The following is a 14,697-nucleotide window of genomic DNA, read 5'->3' on the forward strand; positions in this document are numbered from 1 at the left end:
CCGCGTAGCCCGTCCGCGTCCCCGGCGACACGGTCGCGGCCCGACCGCACCGCGGCCGGAGGCTCTCGCCCGCTTTGCCGGCTTCCGGGCGGGCGCCGCCCGTGCTTCATCAGGGCGCAGGATATTGTCGTCGATGGGTTCCGATGGGTGATGTGACCGCCGCGGCTGCGCGGCCCAAGCCGTGGATCGCCGCGCTCGTGGTGGCGACGGCGATGCAGACCGTGCTCGCCATGCTGACGCGGGCTCTCCCCGTCATCGGCCCGCCGATCACCGCGCTCGCCGGGGTGCCGGACGAGAATGTCGGCCATCTCGCGGCGCTGTGCTCGTTCGGGACGATGGTGTTCCTGCTCGGTGGGGCGCCGCTGATCGCGGTGTTCGGCCCGGTGCGGCTGCTGCAATGCGGCGCGCTGCTCGGCGGCGGGGCGATCCTTCTCGGCCTCAGCGGCTCGTGGGCGGCGCTGCTGCTGGCCTCGTTCGCGATCGGCGTCGGCTATGCCCCCTCCGCGCCGGCGGGGAGCGAGGTGCTCCAGCAGAGGGTGCCGGCGCGGCGCCGCTCGCTGATGTTCTCCATCAAGCAGTCGGGCGTGCCGCTGGGCGGGGTGATCGCGGGGGCGATGCTGCCGCCGCTCCTCTTGTGGGGCGGTGTCCCGGCGGCGATCGTCGGCGCGGCGGTGCTGACCTTCCTCGCGGTCCTCGCCGCCGAGCCGCTGCGCCACGCCATCGACGCCGACCGGCCGTTGCCGCCGGAGGCCGCGGCGGGAGCCCTCGCCCCGCGCCTCGCCGCCCAGCTCACCATGCCGTTCCGCATCGTGCTGGCCGATCCGGGGCGCATCGTCATCACCTTCGCCGGCGTCTCGTTCGCCGTGGCGCAGGGGGCGCTCTTCACCTTCTTCGTCACCGCGCTGCACGTCGGCACGGACCACTCGCTCGCCGCCATCGGCGCGGCCTTCGCACTGATGCAGGCGGTCGGCGTCGTGTCGCGGGTGGCGGTCGGGTGGATCGCCGACCGGATCGGCTCGGCGCACCGCACCCTCGTCGGCCTCGCCTTCGCCTCCTCCGCGACGATGGCGGTGCTGGCGTTCGCCGAGGCGGACTGGCCGTATGTCGCCATCAGCGCCGTCGCGGCGGTCTCCGGCTTCGCGGTCGCCTCGTGGAACGGGGTGCTCCTCGCGGAGGTGAGCGCCCTCGCCCCGCGCGGCCGCGTCGGCGAGGCGACCGCGGCGACGACCTTCTTCATCTTCGCGGGCTACGTGATCGGCCCGCTCGTCATCAGTACCATCGTCGCCGCCACCGGCAGCTACACCGCCGGCTTCCTGTTCGCCGCGGCGCCCCCCTTCGTGTCGGGCCTGCTGCTGCTGGCGATCCGCCATCGTGCGCCGCCGACGCCGCGCGCCGGAGCCTGACGAACGGTCCGCCGGCGGACCTAGCCGGCCGCGCCGGCGAGGCGCGCGTCGAAGCCGAAGACCTCGGTGCGGCGGACCGTGACTGCCGCCATGAGCGGGTGGGCGGCGTTGAGCACCAGGTTGCGCTCCTGCGGCACGATCGCCGACGGCACCGAGAGGGCGAGCACGGCGCCCTCCGCCACCCACGCATCGCCGATGGCCCGGCAGGCGGCGGCGTCCTCCGGCGCAAACGTCCCGCGTGCCTCCACGTCGTCGATCCGCGCCTCCGCCGGCAGCACGATCTCGATCGCGCTCATCGTGGGGAGCGCGGCGACGGTGCGCATCTCGTGCGGCAGGTGGACGAAGGTTTCGAGGACGCACAGCGCCAGGCTGGAGCCGCAGTAGACCACCGCCACGCCGCGGCTGTTCCACCGGCCCCCGGCGAGGCGTGCGCCCTTGCCGTCGAGCCCCGGCGCATATTGCGGTCGCGTCAGGCGCCAGACGGTGCCCTCAACCGAAGACGCCATATTCGAACCTCACCAGCGCGTCCTCGACCTCGCGGGCGCCGACGTCGGTCCGCGCCATCTCGATCGGTCGTTCGCCGGCGAGCGCGGGGTTGGGGCTGGTGAGCCAGCGGTCGGCGGTGGCGATGTCGCCGAACGCCTCCTCGGCGTGGGCGCGGACGCGGGCGAGGCGGACCACGGCGTCGGCCTCGGCGATCTTCAGCTCCTGCCCCTCGTTGATCCGCCGGGCGAGCGTCCGCGGCGGGATCACCATCTCGACATCGGACCGGCGCAGGGCACCGCTGGCGAACGCTTCCGCGAGGCGGGCACCGCTGACGCCCTCCATGATCTCGGCATAGCTGAACGGCTGCACCCACACCTCGCTCGCCGTCACCGGCGAGGGTGCGGCCATCGCCTGCGCCGCGGGCCGGCGGGCCCCCTCCCCTGCCGCGCGGGTGCCGTGGTGCGACCGCGTGCGCCGCGCGGCCGGCTTCGCGTCGTCGCTCATGGTTCTATGCCTCGTTCGCCCTGCCTGCCATACGCCGTCAATACTTCGGCATTTGGCAGGCGATTTCAAGGGCCGGCAACCCTACTCGCTGCGGCTGTTCCATTCCTTCCAGAGGTCGTCGAGCTTGTCCCACAGGAAGTCGCCGAAGCCGGACGCGAGGCGCTTGTCGATGACGATCTTGTCGGACGCGGCCGTGACATCCCGGCGCAGCACCGGTTCCTTGGCGCCGCGCGGGCGGAACACTTCGCCCTTGGCCGCATGGGGGCGGCCGGCGGCGATCAACCGGCGCATCGCCCGCGCGCCCCGGATCTCCTGGCGCTCCACCCGATCGAGCTCGGCGGCGATGCGGGCGCGCGCGGCCTCCTCGCGCCACAGCGTCTCCAGCGACAGCCATGTCGGCCGGCCGATCGACGGGTCGCCGCCGATGTGCATGACGAGACGGTCCGGCAAGGTCATCACCATGCGGTACCGGCTGACCTCGCTGCGCTGCACCCCGAGGACGTCGGCGGTGAACTGCACGGTCCACCCGGTGTCGGCGAGGAGCTTGGAGGCCTGGCGCGCCTTCTCGATGAAGGAAGGCGGGGCGTGCTGGCTGTTCTCGCGCGACAGGACGGTGACGGCGGCCTCGTCGTCCATCGTACGTACGATGGCGCGCAGCGGCCGGCCGAGCTTGACGCACGCGCGGTGCCGGCGGTGGCCATAGACCAGCTCGAACCGCCCCGCCTCGCTCGGATGAGGGCGCACGAGCGCCGGCGCGATCTGCCCCTCGCGTAGAATGCTCTCGACCAGCGCGTCGAACTCGGCGCTGTCGTCGAAGTCGGCGAAGCGGTCGTGCCAGCGGAAGGGTGTGATGCGCTCGGTCGCGATCTCCTGGACGACGGCGCCATCGTCCAGTGCGCGGCGCCAATGCTCGGCCTCCCGGCTCTGCTCGCCCCAGTTGTTGAGGAGGTGGCCGAGGCCCGGCGCGCGCGAGCCCGGCGCCGGCCGTGGCACCGACTTGGTCTCCGGCGCCGCCTCCGCCCGTGACGCGGCTGGCGGCTCCTCGGCTGACGGCGGCGTCGCGGGGGGTGCCGCCTCGACCTTCTCCGCCGCGGCGCCGGCGACCGACGGGGGAGACGGCTGGGGCGCCGGGATCGGTCCTGCGGCCGGCTCGGATGCGGCGGGCGGTGTTTCGGCGGCCGCGGCGGCCGGGGGTTTCGGCGTGGGCTCGGGCCGGGCGGGCGCGGCGCGTGGCGGAGTGCGCGGCGCGTCGTCGTCCTCGTTGGCAATGTCGGCGAGGACGCTGGCGACGCGCTTGCGGGTCGATTTGGCCATCTCAGTCCTCCGTGCGGTGGGTCGGCCGCTGCCACACGCGCAGGACCTCGGCCTCCAGCTCGGCATTGACGCCGTCCATCGACTGCAACGCCCGGTCGTAGGTGCGCTTGTTGGAGCTGTCGCGCACCGCTTCGTAGAGGGTTTGGCGGGCGAGGCCGCAGTCGGCGACGGCGGTGCTGTGCACCATGGTCGCCGTCAGCACGTCGGTCCGGAACAGCGAGCGCAGGAAGGTCACCACCGCCATCTGCGGCTGGTCGGACGGGGTGTGCCGGGTGATCAGGATCTTCTCGAAGTCGAGCGGGGTGCTGCGGCCTCCCTGCCCTTCCAGCACCTCCATCAGCGAGCCGGCCAGCGTCATGAACTGCGCCATGGACGCGACGTCGATCATCTGCGGATGGACCGTCACGACGAGCCCTGTCGACGCGTAGAGGCCCGCCATGGTGATGAAGCCGAGCTGCGGCGGCGAGTCGAGGATGACGATGTCGTAGTCGTCGGCCACCTGGTCGATCGCCGAGGAGATGCGGGTAAAGAAGGGCGAGGGGTGACGCAGCATCAGCGCGCGCGGGCTCTCGGTCTCGAACTCGGCGAGCTCGAGGCTGGCGGGTACGAGGTCGAGGCCGGCGAAATAGGTTGGACGGATGATGTCGCGCAGGGGCCGCGGGCCGGCCTCCTCGCCGAGATGGGCGGGGTCGCCATCGTCCTGGAAGGTGATCGCGCCGAAGAGGCTCTCGTGCGGGCCGACATGCAGCTCCGGCGTGATGCCGAGCATGGTGGTGAGGCTCGCCTGCGGGTCGAGGTCGATGGCGAGGACGCGGTAGCCGCGCAGGGCGAAATATTGCGCGGCGTGGATCGCCTGGGTCGACTTGCCGGAGCCGCCCTTGAAGGTGGCGAAGTTGAGAACCTGGATGTGCTCGCCGGCGCGGCGGTGCGGCAGGTAGCGCCCCGGCGACTTGGCGTCGAGGTGAACCCGCAGGCGCGCCACTTCTTCCAGCGACCACACCCGCCGCCCGGCGGGCTTGGCCTCGGCCTTGGGGATCCCGAGTTCGCTCGCCATCTGGCGCACGTAGCGCTCGGTGACGCCGAGCAGGCCGGCCACCTCCTGGGTCTGGAAGGGGCGCAGGTTCTTGCTCTGGTCCGGCGCCCAGACCTCCTCGGCGAGGCGGCTGAGCTTGCGCGACAGGAGCTCGCCTTTGCGGGTGAAGCTGCGCGCGAGGCCGGCGTCCGATGGGGCGGCGGGGGCCGGGTGTGCGGGGCGCGCGTCCTCGTCCACACGGTCGGCGGCGGCGTCGGCCGCGGGGCGGTCCTGGACGCTGTTGCGATCCATCGCGATGTCCTCCTCGCGGACGTGGCACTAGGGGCCGAGCGGGCGCGGCGGTTCCGGTTTCGAGCGCCGCTCCACCGCCTCGACGGTTCTGCCGCTCCGTTCCGGTTCAGGGTCTCGCCCGGCCGGTTAACGAGTGGTTAACGCCATCCCCGGCGCGACGCAAAGCCAATCGACGGCCCGAAACCGGTCTCCGCCCGAGTTCTGCACGTCAGCGGTAAACACTTCGTATGCGAACCCGCGCATGCTTGCGGTGTGCGCGTCGATCCCCGCGCATGGAGCCGTGCGAGAGACTGTGCCACCGGCCGAGCCGGCGGCGTGCTGCGCGAGAGATCGACGCCAAGAACCCACATCAACCGCCCGACCGCCGTTGCAAAGGGTGGCGATGGCCGCACCCGGCGTGCCAGCTGTCACGGGCGGTCCATGGCGTCTGGCCGTTCTCTATTTTATGTCGGCCGTCCGCCGACCGACTGCCGTCCGTGAACTGGGCGACGGCTCGGTCGTGACACCTGTCACGCGAGAGGGTCGCAGCCTGGCGCTTGGCTGGCGAACTGCGTGACAGCTGTCACGCACCGCGAGCCGCTCGCAATTCGCCGGTGTGCGGTGTGCGGAGCGTGTGCGATCTTCTGACAGTGGCTCAGGCTGTTTGCTGCACTCGAACTTGCGTCCGGTGCCGTCTGAACTGCGTAGAACCGACGGAACGTATCGCGCGCCGCTGATGAGATTTCGCTTTGTCGCACTTCGCGGACACATTCCCACGAATAAAAACGGATGGGCTCTAGACGCTTACAATCTTAACGTGTCCTTCAATTAACCTCGAGCGGAATGCCTAGGGCCGCACATCGAATCGCATCACAATAGCTCGATCCGCCGTCACCATCGGTTCCTCTTGGACGCGGCAGTGCCGTTTTTGACACGGAATTCCTCGTCAAAGCGGATGTGACACGCGAAAAATGATCACCGCGACTCCACAACCGCGTCGGAATCGGTCATTTCTGGAATTGACCCTGAAAACCGCTTCGAAGCGGAACTGAGAACGCAACGCATGAGCCGGCAGCACAGCCCTCGTCACGACACGACCGCTCGTTCCCGCGGGAACGGGACCGGGCGGCCGCGCAGGGCGGGTGCCGCGCGACCGGCGATCGGTGCGTCCGCAGATCCTGGGGCAGGGGGGTCGCCCGAACCGGATTTCAACGAGGGTGTGAAGTCCATGACGTAACCCGGCAAAACGAAAGGCCTCGAAGCGGGAACTTCGAGGCCTTGGGTCTCACCACGTGAGTGGCGATAAGATCGTCTGGACAACGCTCTTATGCCATCGCGACGCACGGCGTGTCAACAACACCGAGCCCGGTGAACGGCTCAGTTTTGCCCAGATTCTGGAGGCAGAGAGATGCACTTGGCATCCTCCGGGCGACGGCTGCTGCGGCCTGCCGCAGTGACCGCGGGACGGCTCGCGCTCGGCACCATACCGGCCGTCAGCCGCAGGGACTTGTCGGCCGTCTTCCGCATGGCCGCCGAAGCTCTCACGCTCAAACCGAGCCCCCGGCTCGTCCTGTCCGAGCTGGTCGCGAGCTGGGGCGAGCAGGCGACGGACCGCCTGCTGGTGTGGCCGTCGAACGCCCATCTGGCACGCCGGACGGGACTGTCGGAGCGGTCGCTGCGGCACGCCTTCCGCACCCTGGCGGACTACGGCCTCCTCGTCGCCAAGGACTCGCCCAACGGCAAACGCTACCCCGTGCGCGACCGCGCGGGGGCGATCGTCGACGCCTACGGTTTCGACCTGACCCCACTTTACGCCCGCCGGTCGGAGTGGAGCGCGCGGGTCGCCGAGCAGAAGGCGCGCCGTGCCGAGGCGAAGCAGGCGTTCGACCGGTTGACGGTCGCGCGACGCAGCACCGCCGAGGCCCTCGACGCGCTGGCCGAGGATCATCCGGCCATCCCCCGCGAAACGCTGCAAGCCCGGTACGCCGCCCTCGTCACCCGCACCCCGCGGCGCGGTCCGACACCGCCGCCGACCGAACTTCTCGACGCGTGGACAGACCTGCGGGCGACCGTCGAGGCGGCCTACTACCATGCCGGCACTGACGGTCGTTCTTGCCGGCACAATGAGTCTCAGATCGAATCTTCTGTTGAACCGAACCCGCCTGTGGACGATCCGGCGGACACCCCGGATCTCCCCGCCGTCATTCTTGCCAGCGGGGAGGGGGGCCGCCGACGGGCCGAAACCGCGTCGACGACGCAGCCCACCGCACCCGAACGCGCCGTCGCGCCGGAACGGCTCCCCTTCGTCGTCGACGACGCCTGTCCCGTCGTCCGACTGTGCGGGCAGGCCCCCGTCAGCGAAGGAGACCTCATCGCTACCGGACGCCGATTCCGCCCCATGCTCGGTGCCGATGAAGCGGTTTGGAGGGAGGCCGAGACGACGTTGGGGGCGGTGCGAGCCGCCACCGCCGTCATCTACGTCACCCAACTGTTCGAGGACGATGTCGCCCGCCACGGCGAAAGCCGGATCCGCAACCCGGGCGGCTACCTGCGGGCCTTCGTCCGCATGGTGGCCTCCGGGTCGATCGACCTGACGGCCGACCTCCTCGCCATGCGCCGCAGGCGGCTGGCCGATCCCTCCGCGGCGCCGCAAGGCCCCGCAGGGACGGCTGGCATCGACGCCGCGCGCAGTGCCGGCCGGTCACCGACTCATCGCGCGTCGTCCAGCGGGAGGTAGAGCGTGCCCCCCTCGCGGAATTTCTCCGCCATCTTCGCCATGCCCTCCTTCTGCGCTTCGGCGCGGATGTCGTGGCTGATCCGCATCGAACAGAACTTCGGCCCGCACATCGAGCAGAAGTGCGCCACCTTGTGCGCCTCCTTCGGCAGCGTCTCGTCGTGCATGGAACGGGCGGTGTCCGGGTCGAGGGAGAGGTTGAACTGGTCCTCCCAGCGGAACTCGAAGCGCGCGCGGCTCAGCGCATCGTCGCGCAGGCGCGCGGCGGGGTGGCCCTTGGCGAGATCGGCCGCATGGGCTGCGATCTTGTAGGTGATCACGCCGGTCTTCACGTCGTCGCGGTCCGGCAGGCCGAGATGCTCCTTCGGCGTCACGTAGCAGAGCATCGCGGTGCCGAACCAGCCGATCATGGCCGCGCCGATGCCGGAGGTGATGTGATCGTAGCCCGGCGCGATGTCGGTCGTCAGCGGACCCAGCGTGTAGAACGGCGCCTCGCCGCAGACCTCGAGCTGCTTGTCCATGTTGGCCTTGATCTTGTGCATCGGCACATGGCCGGGGCCTTCGATCATCACCTGGCAGTCCTTCGCCCAGGCGACCTGCGTCAGCTCGCCGAGGGTCTCCAACTCGGCGAACTGCGCGCGGTCGTTGGCGTCGGCGATCGAGCCCGGCCGAAGCCCGTCCCCCAGCGAAAAGGAGACGTCGTAGGCGCGGGCAATGTCGCAGATCTCGTCGAAGTGTTCGTAGAGGAAGCTCTCGCGGTGATGGTGCAGGCACCACTTTGCCATGATCGAGCCACCACGCGACACGATCCCGGTCACGCGGTCCACCGTCATCGGCACCATGTGGAGCCGTACGCCGGCGTGGATCGTGAAGTAGTCGACACCCTGCTCGGCCTGCTCGACGAGCGTGTCCCGGAAGATCTCCCAGGACAGGTTTTCGGCGATCCCACCCACCTTTTCGAGCGCCTGATAGAGCGGCACCGTGCCGATGGGGACCGGCGCGTTGCGGATGATCCACTCGCGGATGTTGTGGATGTTGCGGCCGGTGGAGAGGTCCATCACCGTGTCGGCGCCCCAGCGGACGGCCCAGACCATCTTCTCCACCTCCTCGGCCATGGAGGAGGTGACCGCCGAGTTGCCGATATTCGCGTTGATCTTGACCAGGAAGTTGCGCCCGATCGCCATGGGCTCGGCCTCGGGGTGGTTGATGTTGGCGGGAATGATCGCCCGGCCCCGCGCCACTTCCTCGCGTACGAACTCGGGGGTGACGTGGTCGGGGATCGTGGCGCCCCAGTCCCTGCCGTCGCGCGCCAGCGCCTCCTTCGCGGCCTCGCGGCCGAGATTCTCGCGGATGGCGACGAACTCCATCTCCGGCGTCACGATGCCGGCCCGCGCGTAGGCCATCTGGGTGACGGCCCGGCCTTCGACCGCCCGGCGCGGTGCGTGGGGCACCGGAAACTCCGGCACCTGGCGTCGAGCGTCGGCGAAGCCATTGTCCTCGGCCCGCACGTGGCGGCCGGGGTACGGCGCGGTGTCGCCGCGCGCCGCCACCCAGGCCTCGCGCAGCCGGGTGAGGCCGTCGCCGATGGCGATGGTGGCGTCGGGATCGGTGTAGGGACCGGAGCTGTCGTAGACGGTGACGGCGGGCTCGCCGGCGGTGGGGTGCAGGTCGATCTGCCGCATCGGCACGCGAACGTCCGGGTGCAAGGTGCCACTGCACCACACGCGCCGGGACGCCGGCAGCGGGCCGGTGGTGACGGTCGGGGTGTGGTCGTTCATCGGTCGGAGCCTCCATAGCTCGAAGCGTTGGAGACCCAGTTCCGCGTCGAATGGAGGAGAGCCGCGCGATCCGCCTGTGACGGTTGCGGCCGGGGCCGCGCAGCCGATGCACCATCCCTACGCCAGTTTGAACTGGATCAGGTTCATCGGGTCACTGCGCTGCGCCGGACGGCGCCGTCAGTATCTCAGCCCCCTGTCGGGACCCCCCGGGTGAGGGGAGGAGACTGCGCGCCGCCTCGGGCGGTGTCAATCATTGGGGACGCACCGGGGCGGCCCGAGATCGACGGCCGATGCGGCGGATGGGCGGTCCGTGGGCAGGAGGTGCCGCATGCGGCGGCACGGGATCAGCCCGCGGCGGCAACGACATGGCGGGAGGGCAGGGCGAGACCCGCCCGCACGGCGCGGCCGTGCCCCTGCGGCGAGTTCCTGCGGGGGTCGGCGGCGGATGGCATGCCGTTTGCTGCAGCACCTATCGCGACCCGTTCGCGCACCGGCCTGGCGGCGGTGTCCGGACACGGATCCAGTTCCCCTGAACACGCGGCGACCCGGTCCCGCGAAGGAGAGAATATGAACGGTCTTTCGAGCCATGTCTCGGGCGTGCGAGGCGTCTTCGTCGCGACGGGTCTCGCGCTGGCGGCGGCATTCGCCTCGACGGCGCCCGTCGAGGCGCAGGAGCTGAAGGAGGTCAACTTCAGCGAGGCGGTCCACAACCTCGGCTACATCAACCTCTACGTCGGCATGCACGCCGGCATCTTCGAGAAGAACGGCCTGAAGATGAACGTCTCCGCCGCCGGCGGCGACACGCAGACCTTCGCCGCCGTCCTCGGCGGCTCGGCTGACTTCGCCATCGGCGACGCCACCATGGCCGTCATGAGCCGCGAGGCGGGCGGCCCCGGCATGGTCGTTGGCACCGTCGTTCAGCGCGCGCATTATTTCGGCGTGTCGAAGAACCTCGACGTCATCACCGACCCGAAGGACTTCAAGGGCCTGACCATCGTCACCTCGCCCGAGCCCAACACCAACTACTCGGTCGCCAAGAAGATGATCGAGGACGCGGGTCTGACGGTCGGCGGCGACGTGACCATCCTGCAGGTCAGCCCTGGCACCGAGATCGGCGCCATGCTCGCCGGGCAGGCCGACATGGCGATCGCCTATCAGCCGAGCGTCGCCTCCGCCGTCGACCAGGGCGCCAAGGTGGTGTTCGACTTCTCCAACTACGTCGGCCCGTTCTGCAACACCGGCATCATGGTCCTGCCGGCCACGATCGAGAACGACCCGGAGATGGTCCAGGCGCTCGTGACCTCGTTCGAGGAAGCCTCGCGCATGACCTATGCGGACCCGGACTTCGCCAAGGAAGTCGCCCGCAAGGAGTTCCCGGACCTGCCGGGCGAGGTCGTCGACGCGGCGATCGACGCCGAGCTGGAATACCTGATCCCGGCCGAGCACGTCGTGGTCGAGAAGGATCAGTGGGAGAACCTGATGGCGATGCAGGAGTATCTCGGCAACATCAAGGGCACGATCTCGTTCGACGAGGTGATCGACAACTCCTTCGCCGAGAAGGCGATGGAAGAGGTCGACGGCTGATCGCCGCGTCCGGCGCCGCCTCACCCGTGGCCGCGACCAAACCCGCCCCCGAGGGCGCGCCGAAGCTTTCGGCGCGTCACCTCGCCTTGACCTTCGACGACGGGCGCCGGCGCGTGCCCGTCATCGGCGACGTCTCGTTCGACCTCCATGCGGGCGAGGTGGTCGCCATCGTCGGCCCCTCCGGCTGCGGCAAAACCACGATGCTCAACGCCGTGTCCGGCCTCCTGAAGCCGACCGGCGGCGAGGTGACGTGGAACGTCGCCATGACCAAGCGCCGCCCGCGCATCGGCTACATGCTGCAAAAGGACCTCCTGTTTCCCTGGCGCACCGCCAAGGGCAACGTCATGCTCGGCATGGAGATCCGCGGCGACACCGGCGCCAAGGCGCACGAGAAGGCGCGCGCGTTGCTCGACCAGCTCGGCCTGCACGGCTTCGCCGACGACTACCCCTCGACCCTCTCCGGCGGCATGCGCCAGCGCGTCGCCCTCGCCCGCACGCTCATCCACGACCCCGAGGTGCTGCTGCTGGACGAGCCGTTCGCCGCGCTCGACTTCCAGACCAAGATCCTCATCGAGAGCGACACCGCCAAGCTGGTGCGCAGCGAAGGCCGGGCGCTGCTCCTCATCACCCACGACCTCGAAGAGGCGGTGTCGATGGCCGACCGCGTGATCGTCCTCACCGGACGCCCGACGCGCATCAAGTCGACCTACACGATCGAGCTGGGCGGCGACCGGACCGACATGATGGCCGCGCGCGAAAGCCCCGACTTCGCCGACTATGTGCGCAGCATCTGGCGCGACCTCGATGTCGCCCAGCACTGAGGAGCGCTTGCGATGACGACCACCACGGCCGACACCCCCGACGCCGTGTCCGACACCAGCGAGGTCAGCCGGACCGGGCACGCCGTCCGCCGCCGGGCGATGCGCGGGCATGCCATGGTGATCGCGACGCAGGTCGTCCTGCTCGCCGTGCTGCTCGGCCTGTGGGAATACGCCACCTACGCCGACAAGCAGACCGCCTTCATGTTCGGCTCGCCGAGCGCGATCTTCGGCTTCCTCGTCACCATGGCGTCCGACGGCAGCCTCTTCCGCGACACCTGGGTCACCGGGCTCGAGACCGTGCTCGGCTTCGTCGTCGGCAATGTCCTCGGGACGGTGATGGGCCTCGCGCTCTGGTATTCGCCGTTCGTGTCGCGCGTCGTCAGCCCGTTCATCGTCGCGCTGGGGTCGATCCCGATCATCGCGCTGGCGCCGATGGTCATCATCTGGTTCGGCACCGGGCTCTCGTCCAAGATCGCGATGGCGACGTTGTCGGTCGTCGTGGTCGCCCTCGTCACCTCCTACAAGGGGGCGATGAGCGTCGATCCCGACCAGATCAACCTGATGCGCACCCTCGGCGCGCGCAAATGGCAGATCTTCAACCGCCTCGTCGTGCCCGCCTCGCTGAGCGACATCTTCGCCGGGCTGAAACTCACCGTCGGCTTCGCGCTGATCGGCGCGATCATCGGCGAGTTCATGTCGTCCTCGGAGGGGCTCGGCCACGCGATCTTCAAGGCCGGCTCGCTCTACATCATCCCCAAGGTGCTGGCCGCGCTGGTCGCCACCATCGCACTGGCGCTGGCGCTGACCTTCCTCGTCGGTAAGCTGGAGCGGCGGCTGATGCACTGGCGGCGCGACCTGTGAGCCGCCGCCGGCACCCTCTTCCGCCGCGGTCCCTCAGGCCGGCCGCAGCGGCTTTTCAACGAACGGAGAAGTCATGACTCACGTGGTTCCCAAGGCGGGCAATATCAAATTCGCCCTGTCGGGGCACGAGGCGTACGTGGACAAGATCGCCCCCGGCGAAACCTTCAAGGTCGAGTGCGCCATCAACATCGGCGACGGCATCCTCACCCACGCCGGCCAGGCGATCGACCCGGCCAAGATCGTCGTCCCCTTCGTCAACGGCGCCACCGGGCCGATGGAGATCGAAGGGGCCAAGCCCGGCGACATGCTCAAGGTCGAAGTGATCGACATGGAGCTGGACAGCCTGGGATTCACCGCCCTGTGGCCCGGCATCGGCATGTTTCCCGACTGGGTGCGCCAGAAGGAATTCGGCTTCATCCCCCGCGTGATGGAGGTCAAGGACGGCTTCGTCCACTGGTCGGACAAGGTGAAGCTTCCGGTCGCGCCGATGATCGGCGTGATGGGTGTGGCGCCAGTGCTGGGCGCGACCCCGACGGTCGACAACGGCCCCAACGGCGGCAACCTCGATATCCAGGAATTCACGCCGGGCACGACGGTGATGTTCCGCGTCAACCAGGAGGGCGCGCACTTCTTCGCCGGCGACTGCCACGCCATCCAGGGCGACGGCGAGGCCAACGGCATGGGCGCCACCGAGATCGCCGCCGTGCTGACGCTCAAGGTCACGCTGGAGCCGGCGCCCGAGCGTCTCACCTGGCCGCGCATCGAGACAGCGACGCACATCGGCACCGTCGGCTGCGCCCGCCCGCTCGAGGACGCCATGCGCATCGCCTTCGAGGAGATGGTCTACTGGCTCGCCGACGACTACGGCATCCCCGAGACCGAAGCCTACATGCTGCTCGGCCAGATCGCCGAGGCCCGCTGCACGCAGGTCGTGAATCCGAAGTACACGTACGTCTGCAAGGTGTCGAAGGACATCCTGAAGTCATTCGCCTGACGGACTGCCGCGCCCGCGGGGGGCCGGCCGGCGCCCCGTGGGCCGAGGGTTCGCGGGCCCGCAACGACATCGAGGAGCAATCATGGATCTGGGTCTGAAGGGGATGAAGGCGCTCGTCACCGGCGGCACGAAGGGGATCGGCCGCCACTGCGCCGAGATCTTCGCTGCCGAGGGGGCCGACGTCGCGGTCTGCGCCCGCAAGGCCGACGAGGTCGCCGAGACCGTCGCCGCGCTCGAAGCCAAGGGCGTGAAGGCCTACGGCGCGGCGGTCGACGTCGCCGACAAGGCCGCGTTCGAGGCGTTCGTGAACGCCGCCGCCACCGCGCTCGGCGGGCTCGACGTCGTCGTCGCCAACGTTTCGGCGCTGGCCGTGGCGGACGACGAGACGGCTTGGAAGGCCGGGTTCGACACCGACCTCATGCACACCGTGCGCCTCGTCAACACGGCGATGCCTTATCTGGAGAAATCCAAGGCCGCCGCGATCACGGCGATCTCGTCCGTCTCGGGCCGCGAGACGGACTTCACCGGTCCCGCCTACGGCGCCTACAAGGCGGCGCTGGTTCACTACATGCACGGGCTGGCGGTGAAGCTGGCGCCGCAGATGATCCGCGCCAACGCGGTCTCGCCCGGCAACACCTACTTCGAGGGCGGGATCTGGAACCAGATCGAGACCGGCAACCCGGAGCTCTTCGCGGAGGCGCTGGCCCTCAACCCGACCGGGCGCATGGGCAAGCCCGAGGAGGTCGCCCGCGGCGTCGTCTTCCTGTCGAGCCCCGCCTCCTCGTTCACGACCGGGACCAACCTCGTCGTGGACGGTGCGCTGACGCGGGGCGTGCAGCTCTGAGCCGGCGCCGCTTCGCAGCCCATCAGGCGGCGAAGCGGTCGGCCAGACGGCCGGGCGCCACATGGCGTGGA

The 14,697-nt window shown here is 69.8% G+C and carries 12 protein-coding genes and 1 riboswitch; of the genes, 7 read left to right on the plus strand and 5 right to left on the minus strand.

Annotation, left to right across the window (positions count from 1 at the left end; genetic code table 11):
* Positions 1-143: 143 nt before the first annotated feature.
* Positions 144-1,403: an MFS transporter gene (locus tag MRB58_RS24295; RefSeq protein WP_244782292.1), complete on the plus strand. Its 1,260-nt coding sequence runs from the start codon at positions 144-146 to the stop codon at positions 1,401-1,403.
* A gap of 20 nt (positions 1,404-1,423) precedes the next feature.
* Here MRB58_RS24295 and MRB58_RS24300 read toward each other — a convergent pair whose 3' ends face one another.
* The 4 genes from MRB58_RS24300 to repA all read right to left on the minus strand — a co-directional run bounded on the left by MRB58_RS24300 (position 1,424) and on the right by repA (position 5,031).
* On the minus strand, positions 1,424-1,909 hold the full coding sequence (locus tag MRB58_RS24300) for an RES family NAD+ phosphorylase (RefSeq protein ID WP_244782293.1): 486 nt from the start codon (positions 1,907-1,909) through the stop codon (positions 1,424-1,426).
* The gene (locus MRB58_RS24305; protein ID WP_244782294.1) at positions 1,893-2,393 is read right to left on the minus strand and encodes an antitoxin Xre/MbcA/ParS toxin-binding domain-containing protein; all 501 of its coding nucleotides are present in this window, start codon (positions 2,391-2,393) and stop codon (positions 1,893-1,895) included. The genes MRB58_RS24300 and MRB58_RS24305 overlap by 17 nt, the downstream gene beginning before the upstream one ends.
* Positions 2,394-2,474: 81 nt before the next feature.
* Positions 2,475-3,707, minus strand: a complete 1,233-nt coding sequence (locus MRB58_RS24310; RefSeq protein WP_244782295.1) for a ParB/RepB/Spo0J family partition protein — start codon at positions 3,705-3,707, stop codon at positions 2,475-2,477.
* Between the two features lies 1 nt (position 3,708).
* On the minus strand, positions 3,709-5,031 hold the full coding sequence (gene repA, locus MRB58_RS24315; protein WP_244782296.1) for a plasmid partitioning protein RepA: 1,323 nt from the start codon (positions 5,029-5,031) through the stop codon (positions 3,709-3,711).
* Positions 5,032-6,418: 1,387 nt separating this feature from the next.
* Here repA and repC point away from each other — a divergent pair.
* Positions 6,419-7,747 (plus strand): plasmid replication protein RepC, encoded by a 1,329-nt coding sequence (gene repC / locus MRB58_RS24320; protein ID WP_244782297.1) that lies wholly within the window; start codon positions 6,419-6,421, stop codon positions 7,745-7,747.
* On the opposite strand, the gene thiC is transcribed toward repC, so the two are convergent.
* Positions 7,720-9,522 carry a phosphomethylpyrimidine synthase ThiC gene (gene thiC, locus MRB58_RS24325; RefSeq protein ID WP_244782298.1) on the minus strand — a complete coding sequence of 601 codons (1,803 nt, stop codon included), beginning with the start codon at positions 9,520-9,522 and terminating at the stop codon, positions 7,720-7,722. The genes repC and thiC overlap by 28 nt on opposite strands.
* 96 nt (positions 9,523-9,618) lie before the next feature.
* A riboswitch (TPP riboswitch) is annotated at positions 9,619-9,741 on the minus strand.
* A gap of 348 nt (positions 9,742-10,089) precedes the next feature.
* Between thiC and MRB58_RS24330 the strand changes: the two genes are divergently transcribed.
* The 5 genes from MRB58_RS24330 (at position 10,090) to MRB58_RS24350 (ending at position 14,626) form a co-directional block, all read left to right on the plus strand.
* On the plus strand, positions 10,090-11,106 hold the full coding sequence (locus MRB58_RS24330) for an ABC transporter substrate-binding protein (RefSeq protein ID WP_244782299.1): 1,017 nt from the start codon (positions 10,090-10,092) through the stop codon (positions 11,104-11,106).
* 26 nt (positions 11,107-11,132) lie between these two features.
* Positions 11,133-11,927, plus strand: a complete 795-nt coding sequence (locus MRB58_RS24335) for an ABC transporter ATP-binding protein (RefSeq protein WP_244782300.1) — start codon at positions 11,133-11,135, stop codon at positions 11,925-11,927.
* Between the two features lie 12 nt (positions 11,928-11,939).
* The gene (locus tag MRB58_RS24340; protein WP_244782301.1) at positions 11,940-12,788 is read left to right on the plus strand and encodes an ABC transporter permease; all 849 of its coding nucleotides are present in this window, start codon (positions 11,940-11,942) and stop codon (positions 12,786-12,788) included.
* Between the two features lie 73 nt (positions 12,789-12,861).
* Positions 12,862-13,782, plus strand: coding sequence for an acetamidase/formamidase family protein (locus MRB58_RS24345; RefSeq protein WP_244782302.1), 921 nt, complete (start codon positions 12,862-12,864; stop codon positions 13,780-13,782).
* Positions 13,783-13,864: 82 nt separating this feature from the next.
* The gene (locus MRB58_RS24350) at positions 13,865-14,626 is read left to right on the plus strand and encodes an SDR family NAD(P)-dependent oxidoreductase (RefSeq protein ID WP_244782303.1); all 762 of its coding nucleotides are present in this window, start codon (positions 13,865-13,867) and stop codon (positions 14,624-14,626) included.
* The last annotated feature ends 71 nt before the right edge of the window (positions 14,627-14,697 follow it).

Origin of the sequence: Acuticoccus sp. I52.16.1, from assembly GCF_022865125.1 — a bacterium.
Lineage (GTDB): Bacteria > Pseudomonadota > Alphaproteobacteria > Rhizobiales > Amorphaceae > Acuticoccus.

Coding starts and splice junctions, on each gene's coding strand:
- MRB58_RS24295 (WP_244782292.1), top strand. CDS start 144: ATGGGTGATGTGACCGCCGCGGCTGCGCGGCCCAAGCCGTGGATCGCC.
- MRB58_RS24300 (WP_244782293.1), bottom strand. CDS start 1,909: ATGGCGTCTTCGGTTGAGGGCACCGTCTGGCGCCTGACGCGACCGCAA.
- MRB58_RS24305 (WP_244782294.1), bottom strand. CDS start 2,393: ATGAGCGACGACGCGAAGCCGGCCGCGCGGCGCACGCGGTCGCACCAC.
- MRB58_RS24310 (WP_244782295.1), bottom strand. CDS start 3,707: ATGGCCAAATCGACCCGCAAGCGCGTCGCCAGCGTCCTCGCCGACATT.
- repA (WP_244782296.1), bottom strand. CDS start 5,031: ATGGATCGCAACAGCGTCCAGGACCGCCCCGCGGCCGACGCCGCCGCC.
- repC (WP_244782297.1), top strand. CDS start 6,419: ATGCACTTGGCATCCTCCGGGCGACGGCTGCTGCGGCCTGCCGCAGTG.
- thiC (WP_244782298.1), bottom strand. CDS start 9,522: ATGAACGACCACACCCCGACCGTCACCACCGGCCCGCTGCCGGCGTCC.
- MRB58_RS24330 (WP_244782299.1), top strand. CDS start 10,090: ATGAACGGTCTTTCGAGCCATGTCTCGGGCGTGCGAGGCGTCTTCGTC.
- MRB58_RS24340 (WP_244782301.1), top strand. CDS start 11,940: ATGACGACCACCACGGCCGACACCCCCGACGCCGTGTCCGACACCAGC.
- MRB58_RS24345 (WP_244782302.1), top strand. CDS start 12,862: ATGACTCACGTGGTTCCCAAGGCGGGCAATATCAAATTCGCCCTGTCG.
- MRB58_RS24350 (WP_244782303.1), top strand. CDS start 13,865: ATGGATCTGGGTCTGAAGGGGATGAAGGCGCTCGTCACCGGCGGCACG.